Source organism: Yersinia sp. 2540 StPb PI, assembly GCF_052217165.1.
GTDB classification, from domain to species: Bacteria; Pseudomonadota; Gammaproteobacteria; order Enterobacterales; family Enterobacteriaceae; genus Yersinia; species Yersinia enterocolitica_E.
The window spans coordinates 3,876,785-3,895,855 of record NZ_JAZGQC010000001.1; the positions used below are offsets into that span (position 1 = coordinate 3,876,785).

Sequence of the window (19,071 nt, forward strand, 5' to 3'; positions counted from 1 at the left end):
TACATATTCTTTGGGACGACCTAAAGTTAATCATATGATTGATTAATTGTTCGACTACCTCTTAGCATTTAACTAATTTCTATTTATTGAGTATGGTGACGATGTCTCATTCCACACCTCATTCCTTAATATTATCCACGCCCGTTACCAGCCGTGGTGAGCAAGCCCGCCAACAATTGATTCAGGCGGCTACCGAATTATTCGGTGAGTTAGGCCTGAAAGGGGCTACAACTCGGGATATCGCCCAGCGGGCAGGACAGAACATTGCGGCCATCACCTACTATTTCAACTCTAAAGAAGGGTTGTATCTGGCGGTCGCGCAACAAATAGCGGATTTCATTCAGCAGACCTTCTCACCGCTGGCGCAAGAGATTGACCAGTTTCTCCAACAACCGATTCACGCACAAACCGCCGAGCAACAGTTGCATTTTATTCGCCGTGGGTTGCTGGAATTCAGCCATCTAATGACGCAGCCAGAAACGTTGAATATGAGCAAAATCATGGCGCGTGAGCAACTCTCCCCGAGCGATGCTTATCCACTGATTCATGTGCAGGCTATTGCGCCATTACACCAAAAACTCAATCTGCTGCTGGCCGCATTTATTGGTGCTGATGCCAGTGCAACCAAAACGATTCTTCATACCCATGCCTTGATTGGTGAAGTGTTGGCCTTTCGCATGGGGCGCGAGACTATCCGCCGCCAGGCCGGTTGGCTGGATATTGGTGAGGCTGAAAGTGAAATGATCAATCAGGTACTTATCGAACACATTGACCTGCTGCTTTACGGATTGCGGGACAAATCAGTACGGTGAGCGTATTGAAGGGGTCGTTATAAAATTGTAGCTATAGACATGGTCGATAGGGAGCATTATGAATCGCAAGAAGATTATAGTGGCCGTCGTTATTGTTGCCCTACTGGCGGCGATAGGTTATGGCTGGAACTACTACCGTCAACAACACGACGCATCACTGACGCTGTACGGCAATGTGGATATTCGCACAGTGAATTTAGGCTTTCGGGTCGGTGGTCGGCTGGCGTCTCTGGCTGTCGATGAAGGGGATAAAATCCAGCCAGGGGAAGTTCTGGGGAAACTGGATGACGGCCCTTATCTCAATGCACTCAAACAAGCGCAAGCCAATGTTCAAAGCGCGCAAGCACAATTGGCTTTATTGAAGGCAGGATACCGTGACGAAGAGATAGCACAGGTAAAATCTGAAGTTGCTCAGCGAGAAGCGGCATTTAGCTATGCCGATAGTTTCCTAAAACGTCAACAAGGGTTGTGGGCAAGTAAAGCCACCTCGGCCAACGAGCTAGAGAATGCTCGAACTGCCCGTAATCAAGCACAGGCTAATCTGCAAGCCTCCAAAGATAAACTCGCACAATATTTGAGTGGCAACCGGCCACAAGAAATTGCGCAAGCCGAAGCGAATCTGGCCCAAAGTGAAGCTGAACTGGCTCAAGCTCAACTCAACCTGCAAGACACTACCCTGCTCGCGCCATCAGCGGGTACCGTACTCACTCGCGCGGTTGAGCCGGGGACCATTTTATCCGCCAGTAACACCGTATTTACCCTGTCACTGACCGATCCGGTATGGGTACGGGCCTACGTCAGTGAGCCCCACTTGAATCAGGCCATCCCCGGTACCGAAGTCGACGTATTTACCGATGGCCGCCCGGACAAGCCATATCACGGCAAAATAGGTTTCGTATCACCCACGGCGGAATTTACCCCTAAAAGTGTCGAAACGCCTGAGCTGCGTACCGATCTGGTTTATCGCTTACGTATCATTATCACTGATGCCGATGAATCGTTACGACAAGGTATGCCTGTCACCGTTCGTTTCGCACAACCTTAAGGCGGCATGAGCTATGAATGGAATCCAGCATCTTATTACTTTGGAGGGTGTTGAAAAACGCTTCCCCGGACTGGATAACCCCGCCGTCGCCAGCCTGACGACCGAGATCCGCAGTGGTGCAGTCACCGGTTTGGTTGGGCCGGACGGGGCTGGTAAAACCACCCTGCTCCGTATGCTCGCCGGATTACTCAAACCCAGTCAAGGCAAGATGACGGTGGTCGGGCTGGACCCGTTAGAAAACGATCGCCAGTTACATTCTATTCTCGGATATATGCCACAAAAGTTTGGTTTATATGAAGACCTCACGGTGATGGAGAACCTGACGCTGTATGCCGATCTACGCGGGGTTACCGGTGAGCTTCGCCGCCAAACATTTGAGCGCCTGCTGACGTTTACCGATTTAACCCGCTTTACTGACCGGCTGGCGGGAAAATTGTCCGGCGGGATGAAGCAAAAACTGGGCCTGGCCTGTACTCTGGTCGGTCAGCCCAAAGTACTGTTGCTCGATGAGCCGGGCGTCGGCGTTGACCCGATTTCACGCCGCGAGCTATGGCGCATGGTGCATGAGTTAGCGAGCGATGGCATGCTTATCCTGTGGAGCACGTCATATCTGGATGAAGCAGAGCAATGCCGCGAAGTGTTGTTGCTAAATGAAGGGAAGTTGCTGTACAGCGGTGCGCCGCAAAGCCTGACACAACGGATGAGTGGGCGCACAATTTTGCTGGCAGCGCAAACCGGGACCAACCGTAAACTGTTACAACATGCGCTGGCATTGCCCCAAGTGAGTGATGGGGTTATTCAGGGGAAGTATGTGCGGTTAATCCTCAAGCCCGACGTGGATCACAGCCAACTATTGCCACTACTCAATCAACCCAATGCCGAGATAACGGAAGCAGAACCGCGCTTTGAGGATGCCTTTATCGACCTGTTGGGGGGCGGCCCCGCCAGTGAGTCCGCGTTGGCGAAAATCATGCCCAAAGTTGCAGGTAGCCATCAGGAGACCGTGATTGAAGCCCAAGAGTTAACCAAAAAATTTGGCGATTTTGCCGCTACCGATCATGTAAATTTTCAGGTCAAACGCGGTGAGATATTTGGTCTGCTCGGTCCGAATGGGGCGGGTAAATCCACTACCTTTAAAATGATGTGCGGTCTGTTAGTCCCCAGCTCAGGCAAAGCATTGGTACTGGGAATGGATCTGAAAACCAGTTCAGGTAAAGCACGACAACATTTGGGCTATATGGCGCAGAAATTCTCGTTGTATGGCAATCTGACCGTTGAACAAAACCTGAAGTTTTTCTCCGGCGTTTATGGTCTGCAAGGCAAAACGCAACGCGATAAAATAGCTGACATGACCTCAGCCTTTAACTTTACCCCAATCCTCAAACAAACCCCGGACTCACTGCCACTGGGGTTTAAACAGCGTTTGGCATTGGCCTGCGCGTTAATGCATGAACCAGACATTCTGTTCCTGGATGAACCGACGTCCGGTGTCGACCCCCTCACCCGCCGTGAGTTTTGGTTGCATATCAATGGGATGGTAGATAAAGGTGTCACCGTCATGGTTACCACCCACTTTATGGATGAAGCGGAATACTGTGATCGTATCGGGCTGGTTTACCGTGGCAAAATTATCGCAGCCGGCACACCTGATGAGTTAAAACAACAGGTTGCCAGTGATGATAATCTTAATCCCTCCATGGAAGAGGCCTTTATTGGGCTGGTGCAGCGCTATGATCAGCAAAATGATAAGGAGCAACAGTCATGACCGAGCCACATCTATTGCCAGTGGATAAATCGTCGGTAAATGAGAGCGAAACTTATCAGGACACGGGGTTTTCCTGGCGTCGCCTACGAGCCCTATGCCGTAAAGAGACCCGGCAAATACTGCGTGACCCGAGCAGTGGATTGATAGCATTCGTCATCCCGCTGTTGCTGCTGTTTATCTTTGGCTATGGCATCAATCTGGACTCCAGCAAACTGCACGTCGGCATTTTAATGGAGCAACAGAGCAAACCGGCTCAGGATCTGGCTAACGCCTTCGCCAGTTCACCTTATATTTCACCGCAAATCAGTGATAATCGCCAGGCGCTAATTCAGGCGATGCAAGCCGGCAAAATTCGTGGGCTAATTGTTATCCCCAATGATTTTGCGCAGCAGCTTGCGCGCCCCGAAAGTAAAGCCCCCATTCAGGTGATTACTGATGGCAGTGAACCCAATACCGCCAACTTTGTGCAAGGCTACGCACAAGGGGTGTGGCAAATCTGGCAACAACAACAGGCGCAAAACCTAGGGCAAAAAAACGATCCTCTGATTGAGATTCAGGTCCGTTATTGGTTTAACCCTGCCGCCATCAGCCGACACTTTATTATTCCCGGAGCCATTACCATTATTATGACGGTTATCGGCGCGATTCTAACCTCGCTGGTGATCGCCCGTGAATGGGAGCGCGGAACCATGGAAGCGCTGCTGTCGACCCAGGTCACGCGCAGCGAGTTGCTGTTGTCGAAACTGATCCCCTATTACGTCTTGGGCATGATAGCCATGACACTCTGCATGGCGGTGTCGGTATTTATCCTCGATGTGCCTTTCCGTGGCTCATTGTGGATACTGTTTGTTATGACCAGCCTATTTTTGGCCAGCACTCTGGGTATGGGATTGCTAATTTCGACCATTACCCGTAATCAATTTAATGCCGCAATGGTGGCCTTGAATGCCGCATTCCTGCCGGCTGTGATGCTGTCTGGCTTCATTTTCGAAATTGACAGCATGCCCGCTATCGTGCGCGCCGTAACCTATATCATTCCGGCCCGCTATTTTGTCAGCAGTCTGCAAACCCTGTTTCTGGCGGGGAATATCGGCACCGTGCTGGTGATTAACCTGTTGTTCCTGGTCGCCTCAGCAGCCGTATTTATCGGCCTGACGGCATGGAAAACTAATCGTCGGTTAGATTAGACGCCGATTAGATTAAAGGAAGGAAGCAAGATATGTTTCACCGCCTCTACACATTGATTATCAAAGAGTTGCAGTCACTGCTGCGGGAGCCACAGACACGTGCAATCTTAATTATGCCGGTCATATTACAAGTCATTTTGTTCCCATTCGCCGCTACTTTGGAAGTGACCAATGCCACCATTGCTATTTATAGCGAAGACAGCGGGAAAGCCTCTGTAGAGCTGACCCAACGCTTTGCCAAAGCAGAGGCTTTTTCTCATGTCTTACTGCTCCACAGCCCGCAAGAAATTCAGCCAGTGATTGATAACCAGCAAGCACTGCTTTTGATACGTTTCCCAGAGCAATTCAGTGCTGACCTGGCGAATGGCAAAACCACTCAGTTGCAATTATTGCTGGATGGGCGCAACTCCAACAGCGCGCAAATTGCCGCCAATTACATTCAGCAAATCGTACAAAATTATCAATTAGAATTAACCCAAGGCCAGATAAAGCCCAACAACAGCGAGTTAGTCATCCGCAATTGGTATAACCCAAATCTGAACTACAAATGGTTCGTAGTGCCATCATTGATTGCGATGATTACGACCATCGGGGTGCTTATTGTGACATCACTGTCGGTGGCTCGTGAGCGGGAGCAAGGGACCCTCGAGCAGTTGTTAGTTTCACCGCTAACCACCTGGCAGATTTTTATTGGTAAAGCTGTCCCGGCACTGATTGTCGCCACTTTCCAGGCAAGTATCGTCTTGTTTATCGGTATCTTTTTTTACCAAATTCCGTTTGCTGGTTCGTTGGCACTGTTTTACGGCACCATGCTGCTCTACGGCTTGTCGCTCATTGGCTTCGGTTTGCTAATTTCCTCGTTATGTTCCACTCAGCAGCAGGCTTTTATTGGCGTGTTTGTTTTTATGATGCCCGCTATCTTGCTGTCCGGTTATGTCTCGCCGGTGGAGAATATGCCTATCTGGCTGCAAAATATTACGTGGATCAACCCTATCCGCCACTTTACCGATATCACCAAACAGATTTACCTCAAGGATGCCAGTTTCGATATTATCTGGCACAGTTTGTGGCCGTTACTCGTGATAACCGCCACCACGGGGAGTGCCGCCTATGGGATGTTTAGGCGGAAAATCGCATAGCGACATTAAACGGTAGCAAGACTTACTTGCATTCACCAAAAAGCAAAAAGGACACCACAGGGGTGTCCTTTAAAATTTTGATCAACCTATACAACGAGCAAGTTTGACGCATTGCAACCCTGAATCAGCCAGCTTAAGCTGAGTTTGATTCAGTGGCGAGACCAAAAAATTGACCGACGCCCGCAGCGCAGAAAGCGCAGTTGACATCGGTCAATGAGCATTTCGAGCAGCGTACGGCAAGCAAGTTTGCCGCATTGCAACCCTGAATCAGCTAGCTTAAGCTGAGTTTGATTCAGTGGCGAGACCAAAAAATTGACCGACGCCCGCAGCGCAGAAAGCGCAGTTGACATCGGTCAATGAGCATTTCGAGCAGCGTACGGCGAGCAAGTTTGCCGCGTCGCAGCCCTGAATCAGCCAGCTTAACGGCGGTTGCCGAAAATCCGCAGTAACATCAAGAACAAGTTAATGAAATCAAGATACAGCGTCAAAGCACCCACGATGGAATACTTGCGGAAGTTATCTTTATCATTGGCATCCAACTGTGAGCCCATGTTTTTCAACTTCTGGGTATCATAAGCAGTCAAACCAACAAACACTAACACCCCGATGTAGGTCACTGCCCACATTAGCGCCGTGCTTTTCAGCCAGATGTTAACAATCGATGCCAACACGATACCGATCAGGCCCATAAACAGCATGCTGCCCATACCACTCAAATCACGCTTGGTGGTATAGCCGTAGAAACTCATGGCACCAAACATACCGGCAGCAATCAAGAATGTGCTGGCGATAGAAGAGCTGGTGTACATGATGAAAATGCTGGATATCGTCAAGCCGGTTAATGCGGAGTAGAGCATAAACAGCGAGGTAGCCATCGAGCCACTCAGGCGGTTAACCATGCCAGAAATAACAAATACCAGACCTAACTGAACAATAATCAGCCCGAAAAAAGTGATCTGACTGGAAAATATAAAGTTGAGTATCGCAGGGGTATTCGCTGCGTACCAAGCGACAACCGCCGTTAATAACAGACCACAGGTCATCCAGCCGTATACCTGCGCCATGTATGCCTGAATGCCTGTGTTGGCACGTTCGACAATCGAACCATTAGAGCGTGGATAGCGATCCATGGTAGTTACCTTATGCATATAAATAATGATACAGGCCATCTAAATTGACAGCCCACCGACTTTTTAAGGGTACCACAGAAGTACAGTCAACAAGGGAGTAAAAATAGACATTTAGCAGTGATCTTTACACTGGTTTACGCTCAATTTACCAGCGCCTGGCCGCCTGATGATCACTGTCGCGTGATTCAACCCAACGTTCGCCGTCCGTTGTGGCTTCCCGTTTCCAAAATGGTGCCTTTGTTTTCAGGTAATCCATTATAAATTCAGCCGCATCAAACGCCATACTGCGATGGGTACTGGTCACCCCGACAAAGACAATTTCATCACCGGGGAACAGTGGCCCCACCCGATGAATAACGCTAACTCGCTGTAAAGGCCAACGGCTGCGGGCGTCATCAATAATCTCAGCTAACGCCTTTTCTGTCATGCCTGGGTAATGTTCCAGCGTCAGTGCACTGACGCTATCACCCAGGTTGTGATTACGGACTTTGCCGGTAAAGGTCACCACCGCGCCATCTTCATCACACTGTGACAACCAGTGATACTCATCACCCACACTGAAGGTCTCAGTGCCCACACGAATACGGGTATGCTCCATTATCAACCTCCGGTCACCGGCGGGAAGAACGCCACTTCATCACCCGCCACCAGCGGATGGTGAACATTAACCAGTGATTGATTCACCGCAGTCAGTAATTTGCCTTCTTCAAGGGCTAATTGCCAGCGTTCGCCCCGTTGGCACAGGGATTGGCGCAGTGCCTCGACAGTGGGAAATTCCGCCGCCAATTGCAGGCTGTCGGTTCCGACCAGTTCACGCACCTGAGCAAAAAAGAGAATCTGAATCATGGGTTCACCTTAAAATCACCGGATTTCCCGCCACTTTTTGCTAACAGGCGCACCGGGCCAATTATCATGTCTTTTTGTACCGCTTTGCACATATCGTAAATTGTCAGGGCGGCAACGGAAGCTGCCGTCAGCGCTTCCATTTCCACGCCGGTCTTACCGGTCAGGCGGCAGCAAGTTTCGATACGCACACGGTTGTGTTCTGGTTGTGCTTCCAGTTGAACTTCAACTTTGGTTAGCAGCAGTGGATGGCACAGCGGGATCAATTCCCAGGTTTTTTTAGCCGCCTGAATCCCGGCAATACGCGCAGTGGCAAAGACATCACCTTTGTGGTGGCTGCCCTCGATAATCATCGCCAACGTCGCGGCCTGCATTTCAACAAAAGCCTCTGCCCGTGCTTCGCGCACAGTTTCTGCTTTAGTGGAAACATCCACCATATGGGCTTCGCCTGCGGCGTTAATGTGAGTTAGTTGGGTCATATATTCTCTTCTGTTCTTAACGTTGCCCGCTATCAACCGCCAATAAACGATAAATTCTGGGTAATACCGCTGTTGCCCTGATGCAGAAAATGGGTCTGTTTCTTGGTTTGCAATGCACTCTGGATGCGTGCCATTAACTCATCTTGCTGGTCATCGCTGCCCAGTAAGTCACGTAGCGTAATACCTTGCTCGCCAAATAAGCATAAATGCAGATTTCCCAGTGCTGAAACACGCAAACGGTTACAACTGGCGCAGAAGTCTTTCTCATACGGCATAATCAGCCCGACCTCCCCCAGATAATCCGGGTGATAGAACACCTGTGCCGGGCCATCACTGCGTGCTCGCGCTTGTTGCTGCCAACCTTGTTGGAGTAATTGCTGGCGGATGACACCACCGGAGACATGGTGTTGACGAAACAGCTTGCCCCCCTCGCCGGTTTCCATTAATTCGATAAACCGCAGTTGAATCGGCCGCGATTTTATCCAGGTGAGGAAGGCATTCAGGCTGCGATCATTGACATCACGCATCAGTACGGCATTAATTTTGACTTTCTCAAAACCAGCATCGAAAGCAGCATCAATGCCTTGCATGACCTGATGAAATTTATCCTGCCCGGTTATGGCATGAAATTGTCGCGGGTCAAGGCTATCAACACTGACGTTAATGGCTGTCAATCCAGCCTCCCGCCATTGGGTGGCGTCACGGGCTAAACGGTAGCCATTGGTGGTGACTGCCAGCGTGCGGATCGCCGGATTTTGTTTGATAGTCGCGATGATATCGGTGAAGTCGCGCCGCATAGAAGGTTCGCCGCCCGTCAGACGAATTTTTTCTGTTCCCAGCAGAGCAAAGGCGCGGCTGACGCGGCTTATCTCGTCCAGACTCAGAAAGCTTTTTAATCCGTCGGGGCGATAGCCATCCGGCAAGCAATAGGTGCAACGGAAATTGCACACATCGGTGATTGATAGGCGCAAGTAATAGAACTTGCGCGCAAATGCGTCAGTGAGTTGTACCATAACACCTTTCCAAATACGGGAGATGCAGGCATTTCTACCTCGCACCCTGGTGGCTTAAAGCCACGGCCAGAGCATCATATTGTTCGCGGACGAGACAACGTAGACGCCAAGGCTAGGAGTTTATGTTCAGTGACAGTTTACCTACTGCCCACCGAACCATGGTTTAAAAAGTAAAGCGCTTAGTGGCAGGTGAGTCGCTAAAAACCCTACTTTTCCTAGAGATTCTAACGCTAAAACGGCAGGATAGCCAATGGCTGTTTTTCGTTATATATTTTTATATACAACGACTTATCTAACAAAACTCACTGTTATTCAGTCTATTGTAATCCGTTGCTAATACTTTGTTTAAAATCACGAAAACAATGGCTTTTATCGCGTTTTCGCGGCAAATCCGTTAACTTATGCAGCAATTTCACCCTTAGCTACGCTATTAGAGCCAGGCAACAATATTTAGACAGGAAAAATATGCGAAATCGCACATTAGCGGATCTCGATCGAGTGGTTGCTTTAGGGGGAGGCCATGGCCTGGGGCGCGTGATGTCAGCCCTTTCTCCGCTGGGTTCACGCCTGACAGGTATTGTTACCACCACCGATAATGGCGGCTCGACGGGTCGCATTCGCCGTTCAGAAGGAGGGATTGCCTGGGGTGATACCCGCAATTGCCTTAATCAGTTGATCACTGAGCCGAGTGTGGCTTCGGCAATGTTTGAATACCGTTTTAGCGGTAATGGCGAACTCTCGGGCCATAATCTGGGCAATTTAATGCTCAAAGCGTTAGACCATCTCAGCATCAGACCTATCGAGGCAATCAATCTGGTGCGTAGCTTGCTGAAAGTAGAGGCATGGCTCATCCCGATGTCTGAGCAACCGGTCGATTTGCTGGCCATCGATCATGAAGGGCACCCCGTTTATGGTGAGGTGAATATCGACCAACTGGCAAAAATGCCACAAGAGATGTTGTTGTCACCGCACGTTCACGCCACGCGGGAAGCCGTGGAAGCAATTAGCCAGGCCGATGTTATTTTGATTGGGCCAGGTAGTTTCTTAACCAGTCTGATGCCCTTGTTACTGCTCGATGACTTAACTCAGGCCTTACGGCGCAGCTCTGCCAGTATGATTTATATCGGTAATCTCGGGCGTGAACTCAGTGTGGCGGCGGCCGCGCTATCGTTGCAAGAAAAACTGGCGATAATGGAAAGCAAGATTGGCCGCAAAATTATTGATGCGGCAATTGTCAGTCCACAAATTGATATCAGTGGTGTAACGGACAGGATTATTATCCAGCAGCCACTGGAAGCCAAAGATATCCCTTATCGCCATGACCGCGAATTACTGCGTCAGGCGCTGGAAACCACGTTGCAACAATTGGGTGGGGTGGGCTCGGTGTAAGTCGAACCGGTATTTTGTTGCTGGTTATCACTGAATATTGGGATGATAGGCTCCAAAACTCGCTGCTGATAATTCACTTTAGCTACGTGTATTGGTAAGGTGTAAAGCCGCGTCAATGGCTCATCAGTTAATATTTCGCCGCTGGGGCCATACAGATACTCACCCTCTGGGTAAAGCAACAAAGTGTTATCTGCTATATGCCGTGCGTGCTGCGGTGAATGGGTGGTAAATAGTACTGTTATACCCTGTCTTGTAGATAACGCCCTTAATGTACTCAGCACACGGTCTTGATTTGATAAATCTAACGCAGAGGCAGGTTCATCCAAAATAATAATTTCTGGTTCACTGGCCAATGCCCGGGCAATACAAACCAATTGTCGCTCACCGCCACTGAGTTGATCAAAAGGCTTATCAGCTAATGGCAGTAATCCCATCAGTTCTAAACAACTTTGCGTTATGTCCCGATCAACGATACCAGGCGAGGCATACCAGCGCATATGGCGTACCCGCCCTAACATCACCATAGTCCGCACTGTGTAAGGGAAGGTTATGCTTTCTTGCTGCGGAACATAAGCGACCTCAGCTGACAGGCACGTATCCCCCTGCTGTGAGGGAATAAGGCCCAAAATCGCGCGTAATAATGTTGTTTTCCCGCGCCCGTTAGTCCCCATAATAGCCGCTATCTGCCCTTTACCGAGGTGAAATGACAGATCATTAAACAAAACCTTCCCCCCATGAGACAGACTTAATCTACTCACATTAATCACGATGCCACCCCTTATCCTGATTTTTTCGTAGTAACCAGACGAACACCGGCGCGCCAATCAATGCCGTAAGAACACCCAAAGGAATTTCAGCACTAGTAGCACTGCGAGCCAAGGTGTCTATGATAATCATATAGATAGCCCCAAATACCACGGCGGTTGGAAGTAATTTCTGGTGATCTGGCCCGACAATAATCCGTGTGATATGGGGAACAACCAACCCAACCCAGCCAATAGTCCCAGCAACCGCGACAGTCGCTGCCGTAATTAATGTGGTCGCTAGCAAAACTAACCAGCGAGTTTTCTCGACTGAAACCCCCAGTGCCGCCGCATTTTCGTCCCCCAGAGATAAAACATTGATACGGAAACGCAATAAAAACAACAGTAAAATGCCAAGTAAAACAGGCAGAGTGACCAAAAATAATTTGTGATAAGTAATGGTAGAAAAACTGCCCATTAACCAGAAAACAATCGTGGGTAATGTGCTATTAGGGTCAGCAAAATAGGTCAGCAAGGATATTAATGCGGTAAAGAAAGCACTGATCACCACCCCGGCCAATATCAACATTAAAACCCGAGTACTGCCGCCATAGCGCCCAAGAAAATACACCAATGTCATCGCCAATAATCCACCAACAAACGCTAATGCCGTGGTTAGCATCAGAGAGGAAAATAGTACTATCGCAACAGCACCGCCCAATGCCGCCCCCGAAGAGACACCAATTATTTGCGGCCCCACCAATGGATTACGGAAAATTCCTTGTAGCGCAGCCCCGGCAACTGACAAACCAGCGCCAGTCAAGGCAGCGATAAGAATTCGCGGTAAACGGATAGCCATAACAACACGCTGTTCTGTCATCGTCCATTGAGTCAATAGATTCAGATCTTCAATAGGGAATATTGCTGAGACTAAAACTGCCATCACCACATTGATACTTAATGGATAACGGCCGCTACACAGTGCCACCAGTATTACCACAATCAGCAATAGGCTAATCAGAAACCAAAAAGCAGCGGTTTTTTGGCGCAAAAAATGTAGGTATCTCATGATTCATCCTTGAATAAATCGATATAATGTACCGATAATTTATTGGCCTCTAGCTGCAAGATTTTATTGAGCTCGCGTTGACTTAAGTTGTAGCCATAAAGGAAAGAATAACTTTCGATAATTTTTGATTTTAATGGGCCGCTGATGTTTTCAGGATAAAAGATATCCATAAGCCATTGCCAATACAGTGGTGTTTCCTGACTGGGCGCATCCCAGATAAATCCTCCATTGGGGATTTTATACACTCTTTTATTTTTAACGGCTGCCACCTCGGCTAATGCTGGACTGGCATATATATCCGCAGGTATCACACCCGTTTCAAAGTTACCTAATAAAATGATGTCTGGATTCCAGACTATGATTTGTTCTTGATTGATAACTCTTGGCCCGTTAAATTCAGCGGTGATACTGACCCCGCCAGCCCGTTTAATATCCTGATTGGTATGCGAAGTACGGCTAATCGTTTGTATTTCCGATAGAAACCGTGAAAGATAGAGAACTCGAGGTTTTTGCTGCTGTGGTATTGAGGTTACCACCCCATCAAGATCCCGTAGTGTCTTTTGACGCCATAGAATAATTTCCTCCGCCCGCACCTCTTGGCCAATACTTTCCCCTATCAACGATATCCATTGCTGTGTCTGGGTATCATCATGGTAAGGATATAAAATCAGCGCAATATTTAAACCCGCCAGAACAATAGGATCGACAATGTCATTCCCCAGATGTCCCCACTGCCACACCAGGTCGGGTTGAATCATTAGTAATGTTTCAATATTAGGCATAAAGCCGTGACCAACAGTATCACTGGGTAGCGATGCCATTGTCGGAAACATTGTCACGAGCATTCCTTGTTCAGCTGCCACTTTGGCAAAGGGATGAATACCCGCAAGACGATCGGTGCCTTGATCCAGACTGACCTGTAGCGAAGCTGCGGGTATCGGGATGACAACAGCACGTTTTGCCAAAGTGTTCAGAACAACACTTCGCTGTTTCATGTCAGTTAATTGAATACTATCATCAGCCAAAGCCCAGGGTATGGCAAAAAAAAACAGGCAAGTGAAAATCACAACAGAATATATATTATTAACCATAATACTATTACCATTTACATTAGTGATTGCGCCTCTGGCGATTTTGATAAAAAAACATTTTTAATGGTGAATAAATTTAAAAACTATATGTAATACCACCATTAATCGATCGTCCCATACCGGGGAATAACGTGTTATTTTTCACGGATGTCACTTCGCGCCCGGCAATTGATGCAGTGGCATAACGCTTATTGGTTAAATTATCTAAACTTAAATATGTTGACCATCCATTAGGATGGCGATAATCAATCTTAAATCCCCAAATAGCATATTTATCACGGAATTGAATATCATAACGATTAATATGATCTACCGGTGTACGGGCTGGTAACCAATGAAGATTAGGTCCTGCACGCCAGTATTGCCATTTATACAATATTTCTGCGGAAAATTGTTGCGGAGGAATCCCCCCGATTCTCTTACCTTGATATTCGCCACCCAGAAAGCGGAAATCGTTATATGTCCAGGCCAAACGATATTCCATACTCGCATCATTTAACGGAATATCGCCTTTAAGCCCAGCTTCAATACCTTGATGCAGGGTTTTATGGCGATAATTAAAGGTACCCGTCGAATTTCCCTCTTGGTCATAATGCGTAATTAATTCATTTTTCACTATGCTGCGATACAGAGAGAGATCCCAGTTAATGCCAGCCTTCAACCTACCATCGCCGCCAATTTCCACAGTAATCGCCTGTTGAGGGACTAAACGATTAACCGCACCATTATTAGAAATAATTTCGCGGAAACTGGGGGCTTCATGGCTCCAACTCAGATTGGTGAACCCACGCAATTGTGGTTGAGGTGACCAACCCCCCCCCCAGTTTTGGTGTTATTAAAAACCAGCGTTGCCTTACTGACTGCCGATCATCGCGGGGGGTAACATTACGAATCGAATGGGTACCTTTCATACCCGTACTGAGATACCAATGCTCTGCCGCTTGCCAACCAGCATCTACAACCACGTTCTGATTCTCTGCAGTCATGGCATAACTGCCAATTAATTTACCATCATAAGGGGTTTCTCGCCGATTCTGTCGCAGATCACGATTCATATCTGAACGTTCAGTTGATAAACCAACACGATAATTAAACTGATTAATGGAGAGACTTGAGAGCCATAAGGCACCGTAGGTATTGCCGCCACTCAGTACATACACTGCTGGTGTTACAAAATTATCGTGAGTATGTTGTGCCCATAATCCTAATTCCTGCTGCCAATTTTGGCCTTGCCATACGGAATAGTTGGCGAAGCGAGCTTGTTCAACATTACGCCGCGGATCTCTTACCCACACCATTGGGTAAACCGCTGTAGGATTATTTTTGACTTCTGACTGTGAAAGCGTTCCCGCAACTTCAAAGCTCAGATCTGTCCAACTTAACCAAGTACGATTAGTAAAGTTAGGTTGTTCAAAACCGACATTTGCTCTAATTGAATTGCGCTGAGAGGAGGAGTGATCACGATAGCCAGAGAAGCGATCGCCACTGATACTCAAACGCCCATCCCACAGTTCAGTTTCATCCCCCCCGATGGCTCCATGCCAACCTTGCCGTCCGAAACTACCGTATTCGTAGCGTAATCGTCCAGGTTCATCCCTGCCAGTATAGGAAATAAAATCCAGCTCACCACCCAGTGTATTATTTGCAGGATTGGTCGCATTGGCACCACGACGTACACTGATAATTTTACTTTCCCGTGGCTCCAGCAGGCTGATATGAAAGCCTCCGTCTGCATCATTCAGTGGCAAGCCATCTTGTAATAGAGTAACGCCTCGGGAGAGTGGGGCACTTTGTACACCGGAACCGCGAATATTTAAGCGAGGCTGATCAGAACCACCAAAAAAATCTTGTACCACCAACCCCGGTTGGATACTCAATACATCATGTAATGTTGCTAATCGGCCTTCAGATTTAGGAATAATAAGGTTGCTACCGCCCGGGATGACCGCTAACTTATTTTTTTCTTTAATGACGACATAGCTCTGAGCATCCCCAACCACCTCCATATGGGTATTTTTTTTAACGTTATTTTCCTCAGCTAAGGAATAGAAAGCTAATGGCATAATAGATAACAGTAATAGATTCCCTAAAAACATTCCTTTCATAAAAATAGTCCATATTAAAAGTAATCACTTAATACAAACCCACATTAAAAACAGAAAAACATTAAAAAATGTAATATTTATTATTATTTTAAGTCGCAATAAAGTAATGCCGGAAAACAATTATGTCAATTCCATTTAATTATACTAAGCACAATTCATGGTCATTTAATAAATGTAAGCTAAAGTAAATTAATAATATTAAACTAGCGATAAGCTATAAGGTAAAATAAGAATCCTCATTGAGTATGATTATATGACTAATATTAATAATATATATATGAAAAACACATAACAGCAAACTTGTTTCAGACTGTTGACAAACCTCAACGACTCGATGTTGCAAGGTAAATAGAGGTAGAAGAGTAAAGCGTCCGCGCCATCAGGGATGCTTGTTTTAACAAAGAAAGTACGGCGTCTTGACGATCTGCCCGCTTTCACCGCTACGGGCACTTTGTCATTAACCTCTAACAGCAAAGCTGCTTTTAATTATCGTGGCTTAGCCTGTTTTTACAGGCTAAAAGGTCAGTGTATTAAAACTAATCTTTCAACCAATTAGTATTGCCAATCATATGTATATACAGCGCCTCCACTTTAGTTCTAGCCCATGGTGTACGGCGTAAGAACTTCAGGCTGGATTTAATGCTGGGATTGCTGATGAAACAGTTGATATTGATACGGTATGCCAACTCCTCCCAACCATAATGCTCAACCAGTTTAGTCAACAGTTGTTCAAGGGTAATACCGTGTAATGGATCTTTCGACAAGTGATCACTCATTATTTATCTCGCACTTTTACTCTTCGACTTGGGGTTGCTGAATTGTGGGTTTGCCACCAACCTGCAACGCCAGGTTATTTGAGTATATCTAGGTGATGATTTTATTAGCCGCACACCTTAATCAGGATAGGTTGATGCGACAAGCATAAATTCCCGATTTGTCGCACCATTGCTTACCGGCCACATAATGCAGGGCTGATGAGCATCAAGATATCGCGATAAATTGCTGGCGCAACTGATGGACTTGATCGCGCAGTTCTGCTGCCTGCTCAAACTCCAGATTTTGCGCGTGGGTGTACATTTTAGACTCCAACTCACGGATTTTCTGATCAAGCGCTTTCGGTGGCAAGGCGTGATAATTATTGGGATCGGCCACTTTGCCGCCCCGCCCTTTCCCTTTACCACGGGAAGAGGCTTGGCCCAGTTGCAAAATATCGCCAATCTTCTTGTTCAACCCTTGCGGAATGATGCCACGTTCTTCGTTGTAAGCTTGCTGTTTGACACGGCGCCGTTCCGTTTCACCAATAGCCTTTTCCATTGAGGCGGTAATTCTGTCGCCATACAGTATTGCTTTACCATTAAGGTTACGCGCCGCACGGCCAATGGTCTGGATTAAAGAGCGTTCAGAACGCAGGAAACCTTCTTTATCAGCATCAAGAATTGCGACCAGAGAAACCTCCGGCATATCCAAACCTTCGCGCAGTAAGTTGATTCCCACCAATACATCAAACTCACCCAAACGCAGATCACGAATGATCTCTACCCGTTCAACGGTATCAATATCCGAATGCAGGTAACGAACACGGGCACCATGCTCTCCCAGATACTCGGTCAGGTCTTCGGCCATACGTTTGGTCAGCGTGGTCACCAGCACCCGCTCGTTAATCGCTGCGCGAATACGGATCTCTGACAGCAAGTCATCAACCTGTGTGGCTACCGGCCGGACTTCAATTAACGGATCGAGCAGGCCCGTCGGCCGCACGACCTGATCGATGATATCGCCACCGGATTTCTCCAGTTCATATTTACCCGGAGTTGCTGAAACATAAATAGTTTGTGGTGCCAGTGCTTCAAACTCTTCAAACCGCATTGGCCGGTTATCCAGTGCCGATGGCAGCCGGAAACCATATTCCACCAGTGTTTCTTTGCGTGAGCGGTCACCTTTGTACATCCCGCCAATTTGCGGAATAGTGACGTGGGATTCATCAACCACCAACAGACCGTCAGCCGGTAGATAGTCAAATAGCGTCGGTGGCGCTTCACCTGGACCACGGCCCGAAAGGTAGCGGGAATAGTTTTCAATACCGGAGCAATAGCCCAGCTCATTCATCATTTCAAGGTCAAACTGGGTCCGCTGGCTAATACGTTGCTCTTCCAACAACTTGTTATTGGCTAATAGCACCTGACGGCGGTCGGCCAGTTCGACTTTGATCTCTTCCATGGCCTGCAAAATACGCTCGCGCGGGGTAACGTAGTGCGTTTTAGGATAGACCGTAAAGCGCGGTACTTCATGCTGTAACTGGCCTGTCAATGGATCAAAGATGGACAACCGTTCGACCTCTTCATCGAACAACTCTACCCGTAGCGCCCATTCATCAGATTCTGCGGGGAAGATGTCGATAACTTCACCACGCACCCGGAAGGTACCGCGCTGGAATACCTGATCATTACGGCTGTACTGCAATTCGGATAAGCGACGCAAAATAGAGCGCTGATCAATGATCATACCCTTAGTCAGATGCAGCATCATTTTCAGGTATAAATCAGGATCACCCAGACCATAAATCGCAGAAACCGACGCCACCACGATAACATCACGTCTTTCCAGCAGTGCTTTGGTCGCAGATAGCCGCATTTGCTCGATATGCTCATTTACCGAGGCATCTTTTTCAATAAACGTATCAGAGCTTGGGACATAGGCTTCAGGCTGGTAGTAGTCATAGTAGGAGACGAAATACTCTACCGCGTTATCGGGAAAGAACTCTTTCATCTCACCATAAAGCTGTGCTGCCAATGTTTTATTGGGTGCCAGCACCATGGTTGGGCGATTCAAATCAGCAATAACATTGGCTATCGTAAAGGTTTTACCCGATCCCGTTACCCCCAACAGTGTCTGATGAGCCAGACCATTCTCTAGCCCTTCTTCCAGTTTACGGATAGCCTCAGGCTGGTCGCCTGCTGGCTTAAACTCAGAATGTAGTTTGAATAATTTACTCATGAATTTGCTACCCACTGGAGAAACACACACTATCAGGAGGCTAATTATGAAAGCCCCATAGAATTTTGCCACCTCTATGATACTGGATATAAAACCAGCTTCAAGCACCAAAATGTAGGAATTTCTTTCACCAGGAGATTGTTTGCCTCGTTACAGTGACATCTAAACGACAGCTGCACTGTAAAAGCGTTTTTATCCCCAACTGTTAACATAAACACATTAGTGATAACTAATCGATTAAAGATCACTCATCAGCACCAGTTATGA

The 19,071-nt window shown here is 47.6% G+C and carries 18 protein-coding genes and 1 riboswitch; of the genes, 6 read left to right on the forward strand and 12 right to left on the reverse strand.

All coding sequences use genetic code 11. The annotated features are described in order from the left end of the window. Nucleotides 1-101: 101 nt before the first annotated feature. Genes cecR through V1956_RS18050 form a run of 5 tightly spaced genes read left to right on the forward strand, consistent with a single transcriptional unit; the run spans nucleotide 102 to nucleotide 5,948 of the window. A complete protein-coding gene (cecR, locus tag V1956_RS18030; RefSeq protein WP_372558389.1) occupies nucleotides 102-812 on the forward strand; it encodes a transcriptional regulator CecR in 711 nt (236 codons plus the stop codon). A gap of 58 nt (nucleotides 813-870) precedes the next feature. Further along, nucleotides 871-1,857 carry a secretion protein HlyD gene (gene hlyD / locus V1956_RS18035; RefSeq protein ID WP_372558388.1) on the forward strand — a complete coding sequence of 329 codons (987 nt, stop codon included), beginning with the start codon at nucleotides 871-873 and terminating at the stop codon, nucleotides 1,855-1,857. A gap of 13 nt (nucleotides 1,858-1,870) precedes the next feature. Continuing rightward, nucleotides 1,871-3,622, forward strand: coding sequence for an ATP-binding cassette domain-containing protein (locus tag V1956_RS18040; protein WP_420074571.1), 1,752 nt, complete (start codon nucleotides 1,871-1,873; stop codon nucleotides 3,620-3,622). Further along, the gene (locus V1956_RS18045; RefSeq protein ID WP_083159516.1) at nucleotides 3,619-4,809 is read left to right on the forward strand and encodes an ABC transporter permease; all 1,191 of its coding nucleotides are present in this window, start codon (nucleotides 3,619-3,621) and stop codon (nucleotides 4,807-4,809) included. The genes V1956_RS18040 and V1956_RS18045 overlap by 4 nt, the downstream gene beginning before the upstream one ends. Nucleotides 4,810-4,841: 32 nt before the next feature. Next, the gene (locus tag V1956_RS18050; protein ID WP_442825440.1) at nucleotides 4,842-5,948 is read left to right on the forward strand and encodes an ABC transporter permease; all 1,107 of its coding nucleotides are present in this window, start codon (nucleotides 4,842-4,844) and stop codon (nucleotides 5,946-5,948) included. 419 nt (nucleotides 5,949-6,367) lie between these two features. Here V1956_RS18050 and V1956_RS18055 read toward each other — a convergent pair whose 3' ends face one another. The 5 genes from V1956_RS18055 to moaA form a co-directional block, all read right to left on the reverse strand. Beyond that, nucleotides 6,368-7,078 (reverse strand): Bax inhibitor-1/YccA family protein, encoded by a 711-nt coding sequence (locus V1956_RS18055; protein WP_083159520.1) that lies wholly within the window; start codon nucleotides 7,076-7,078, stop codon nucleotides 6,368-6,370. Between the two features lie 145 nt (nucleotides 7,079-7,223). Beyond that, nucleotides 7,224-7,676: a molybdopterin synthase catalytic subunit MoaE gene (moaE, locus tag V1956_RS18060; protein ID WP_193784695.1), complete on the reverse strand. Its 453-nt coding sequence runs from the start codon at nucleotides 7,674-7,676 to the stop codon at nucleotides 7,224-7,226. A gap of 2 nt (nucleotides 7,677-7,678) precedes the next feature. Then, nucleotides 7,679-7,924: a molybdopterin synthase sulfur carrier subunit gene (gene moaD / locus V1956_RS18065; protein ID WP_032907188.1), complete on the reverse strand. Its 246-nt coding sequence runs from the start codon at nucleotides 7,922-7,924 to the stop codon at nucleotides 7,679-7,681. Next, on the reverse strand, nucleotides 7,921-8,400 hold the full coding sequence (gene moaC / locus V1956_RS18070) for a cyclic pyranopterin monophosphate synthase MoaC (protein ID WP_372558386.1): 480 nt from the start codon (nucleotides 8,398-8,400) through the stop codon (nucleotides 7,921-7,923). The genes moaD and moaC overlap by 4 nt, the downstream gene beginning before the upstream one ends. Before the next feature lie 32 nt (nucleotides 8,401-8,432). Next, nucleotides 8,433-9,413, reverse strand: a complete 981-nt coding sequence (gene moaA / locus V1956_RS18075; RefSeq protein WP_372558385.1) for a GTP 3',8-cyclase MoaA — start codon at nucleotides 9,411-9,413, stop codon at nucleotides 8,433-8,435. Further along, nucleotides 9,400-9,544, reverse strand: a riboswitch (molybdenum cofactor riboswitch). It overlaps the preceding gene by 14 nt. A 334-nt stretch (nucleotides 9,545-9,878) precedes the next feature. Between moaA and V1956_RS18080 the strand changes: the two genes are divergently transcribed. Then, complete coding sequence (locus V1956_RS18080) at nucleotides 9,879-10,802, forward strand: gluconeogenesis factor YvcK family protein (protein ID WP_442825441.1); 924 nt, start codon at nucleotides 9,879-9,881, stop codon at nucleotides 10,800-10,802. Here V1956_RS18080 and V1956_RS18085 read toward each other — a convergent pair. The 7 genes from V1956_RS18085 to uvrB form a co-directional block, all read right to left on the reverse strand. Continuing rightward, complete coding sequence (locus V1956_RS18085; RefSeq protein ID WP_442825442.1) at nucleotides 10,751-11,569, reverse strand: ABC transporter ATP-binding protein; 819 nt, start codon at nucleotides 11,567-11,569, stop codon at nucleotides 10,751-10,753. The genes V1956_RS18080 and V1956_RS18085 overlap by 52 nt on opposite strands. Further along, nucleotides 11,562-12,614: a FecCD family ABC transporter permease gene (locus V1956_RS18090; RefSeq protein ID WP_442825443.1), complete on the reverse strand. Its 1,053-nt coding sequence runs from the start codon at nucleotides 12,612-12,614 to the stop codon at nucleotides 11,562-11,564. Before V1956_RS18090 ends, V1956_RS18085 begins: the two co-directional genes overlap by 8 nt. Continuing rightward, the gene (locus V1956_RS18095; protein WP_442825444.1) at nucleotides 12,611-13,705 is read right to left on the reverse strand and encodes an ABC transporter substrate-binding protein; all 1,095 of its coding nucleotides are present in this window, start codon (nucleotides 13,703-13,705) and stop codon (nucleotides 12,611-12,613) included. Before V1956_RS18095 ends, V1956_RS18090 begins: the two co-directional genes overlap by 4 nt. A gap of 76 nt (nucleotides 13,706-13,781) precedes the next feature. Beyond that, nucleotides 13,782-14,498: a TonB-dependent receptor domain-containing protein gene (locus V1956_RS18100; protein WP_442825445.1), complete on the reverse strand. Its 717-nt coding sequence runs from the start codon at nucleotides 14,496-14,498 to the stop codon at nucleotides 13,782-13,784. Beyond that, nucleotides 14,464-15,810, reverse strand: a complete 1,347-nt coding sequence (locus V1956_RS18105) for a TonB-dependent receptor plug domain-containing protein (protein WP_442825446.1) — start codon at nucleotides 15,808-15,810, stop codon at nucleotides 14,464-14,466. The genes V1956_RS18100 and V1956_RS18105 overlap by 35 nt, the downstream gene beginning before the upstream one ends. 536 nt (nucleotides 15,811-16,346) lie before the next feature. Beyond that, nucleotides 16,347-16,586, reverse strand: coding sequence for a VF530 family DNA-binding protein (locus V1956_RS18110; protein ID WP_442825447.1), 240 nt, complete (start codon nucleotides 16,584-16,586; stop codon nucleotides 16,347-16,349). Nucleotides 16,587-16,791: 205 nt separating this feature from the next. Further along, the gene (gene uvrB, locus V1956_RS18115) at nucleotides 16,792-18,804 is read right to left on the reverse strand and encodes an excinuclease ABC subunit UvrB (RefSeq protein WP_372558384.1); all 2,013 of its coding nucleotides are present in this window, start codon (nucleotides 18,802-18,804) and stop codon (nucleotides 16,792-16,794) included. Between the last annotated feature and the right edge of the window lie 267 nt (nucleotides 18,805-19,071).

Bases quoted from the DNA above. Each gene is read 5' to 3' on its own strand.
- moaD (WP_032907188.1), bottom strand. From the start codon at position 7,924: ATGATTCAGATTCTCTTTTTTGCTCAGGTGCGTGAACTGGTCGGAACC.
- V1956_RS18040 (WP_420074571.1), top strand. From the start codon at position 1,871: ATGAATGGAATCCAGCATCTTATTACTTTGGAGGGTGTTGAAAAACGC.
- V1956_RS18080 (WP_442825441.1), top strand. From the start codon at position 9,879: ATGCGAAATCGCACATTAGCGGATCTCGATCGAGTGGTTGCTTTAGGG.
- uvrB (WP_372558384.1), bottom strand. From the start codon at position 18,804: ATGAGTAAATTATTCAAACTACATTCTGAGTTTAAGCCAGCAGGCGAC.
- V1956_RS18105 (WP_442825446.1), bottom strand. From the start codon at position 15,810: ATGAAAGGAATGTTTTTAGGGAATCTATTACTGTTATCTATTATGCCA.
- V1956_RS18095 (WP_442825444.1), bottom strand. From the start codon at position 13,705: ATGGTTAATAATATATATTCTGTTGTGATTTTCACTTGCCTGTTTTTT.
- moaE (WP_193784695.1), bottom strand. From the start codon at position 7,676: ATGGAGCATACCCGTATTCGTGTGGGCACTGAGACCTTCAGTGTGGGT.
- V1956_RS18090 (WP_442825443.1), bottom strand. From the start codon at position 12,614: ATGAGATACCTACATTTTTTGCGCCAAAAAACCGCTGCTTTTTGGTTT.
- V1956_RS18045 (WP_083159516.1), top strand. From the start codon at position 3,619: ATGACCGAGCCACATCTATTGCCAGTGGATAAATCGTCGGTAAATGAG.
- V1956_RS18110 (WP_442825447.1), bottom strand. From the start codon at position 16,586: ATGAGTGATCACTTGTCGAAAGATCCATTACACGGTATTACCCTTGAA.
- moaC (WP_372558386.1), bottom strand. From the start codon at position 8,400: ATGACCCAACTAACTCACATTAACGCCGCAGGCGAAGCCCATATGGTG.
- hlyD (WP_372558388.1), top strand. From the start codon at position 871: ATGAATCGCAAGAAGATTATAGTGGCCGTCGTTATTGTTGCCCTACTG.
- cecR (WP_372558389.1), top strand. From the start codon at position 102: ATGTCTCATTCCACACCTCATTCCTTAATATTATCCACGCCCGTTACC.
- V1956_RS18050 (WP_442825440.1), top strand. From the start codon at position 4,842: ATGTTTCACCGCCTCTACACATTGATTATCAAAGAGTTGCAGTCACTG.
- moaA (WP_372558385.1), bottom strand. From the start codon at position 9,413: ATGGTACAACTCACTGACGCATTTGCGCGCAAGTTCTATTACTTGCGC.
- V1956_RS18055 (WP_083159520.1), bottom strand. From the start codon at position 7,078: ATGGATCGCTATCCACGCTCTAATGGTTCGATTGTCGAACGTGCCAAC.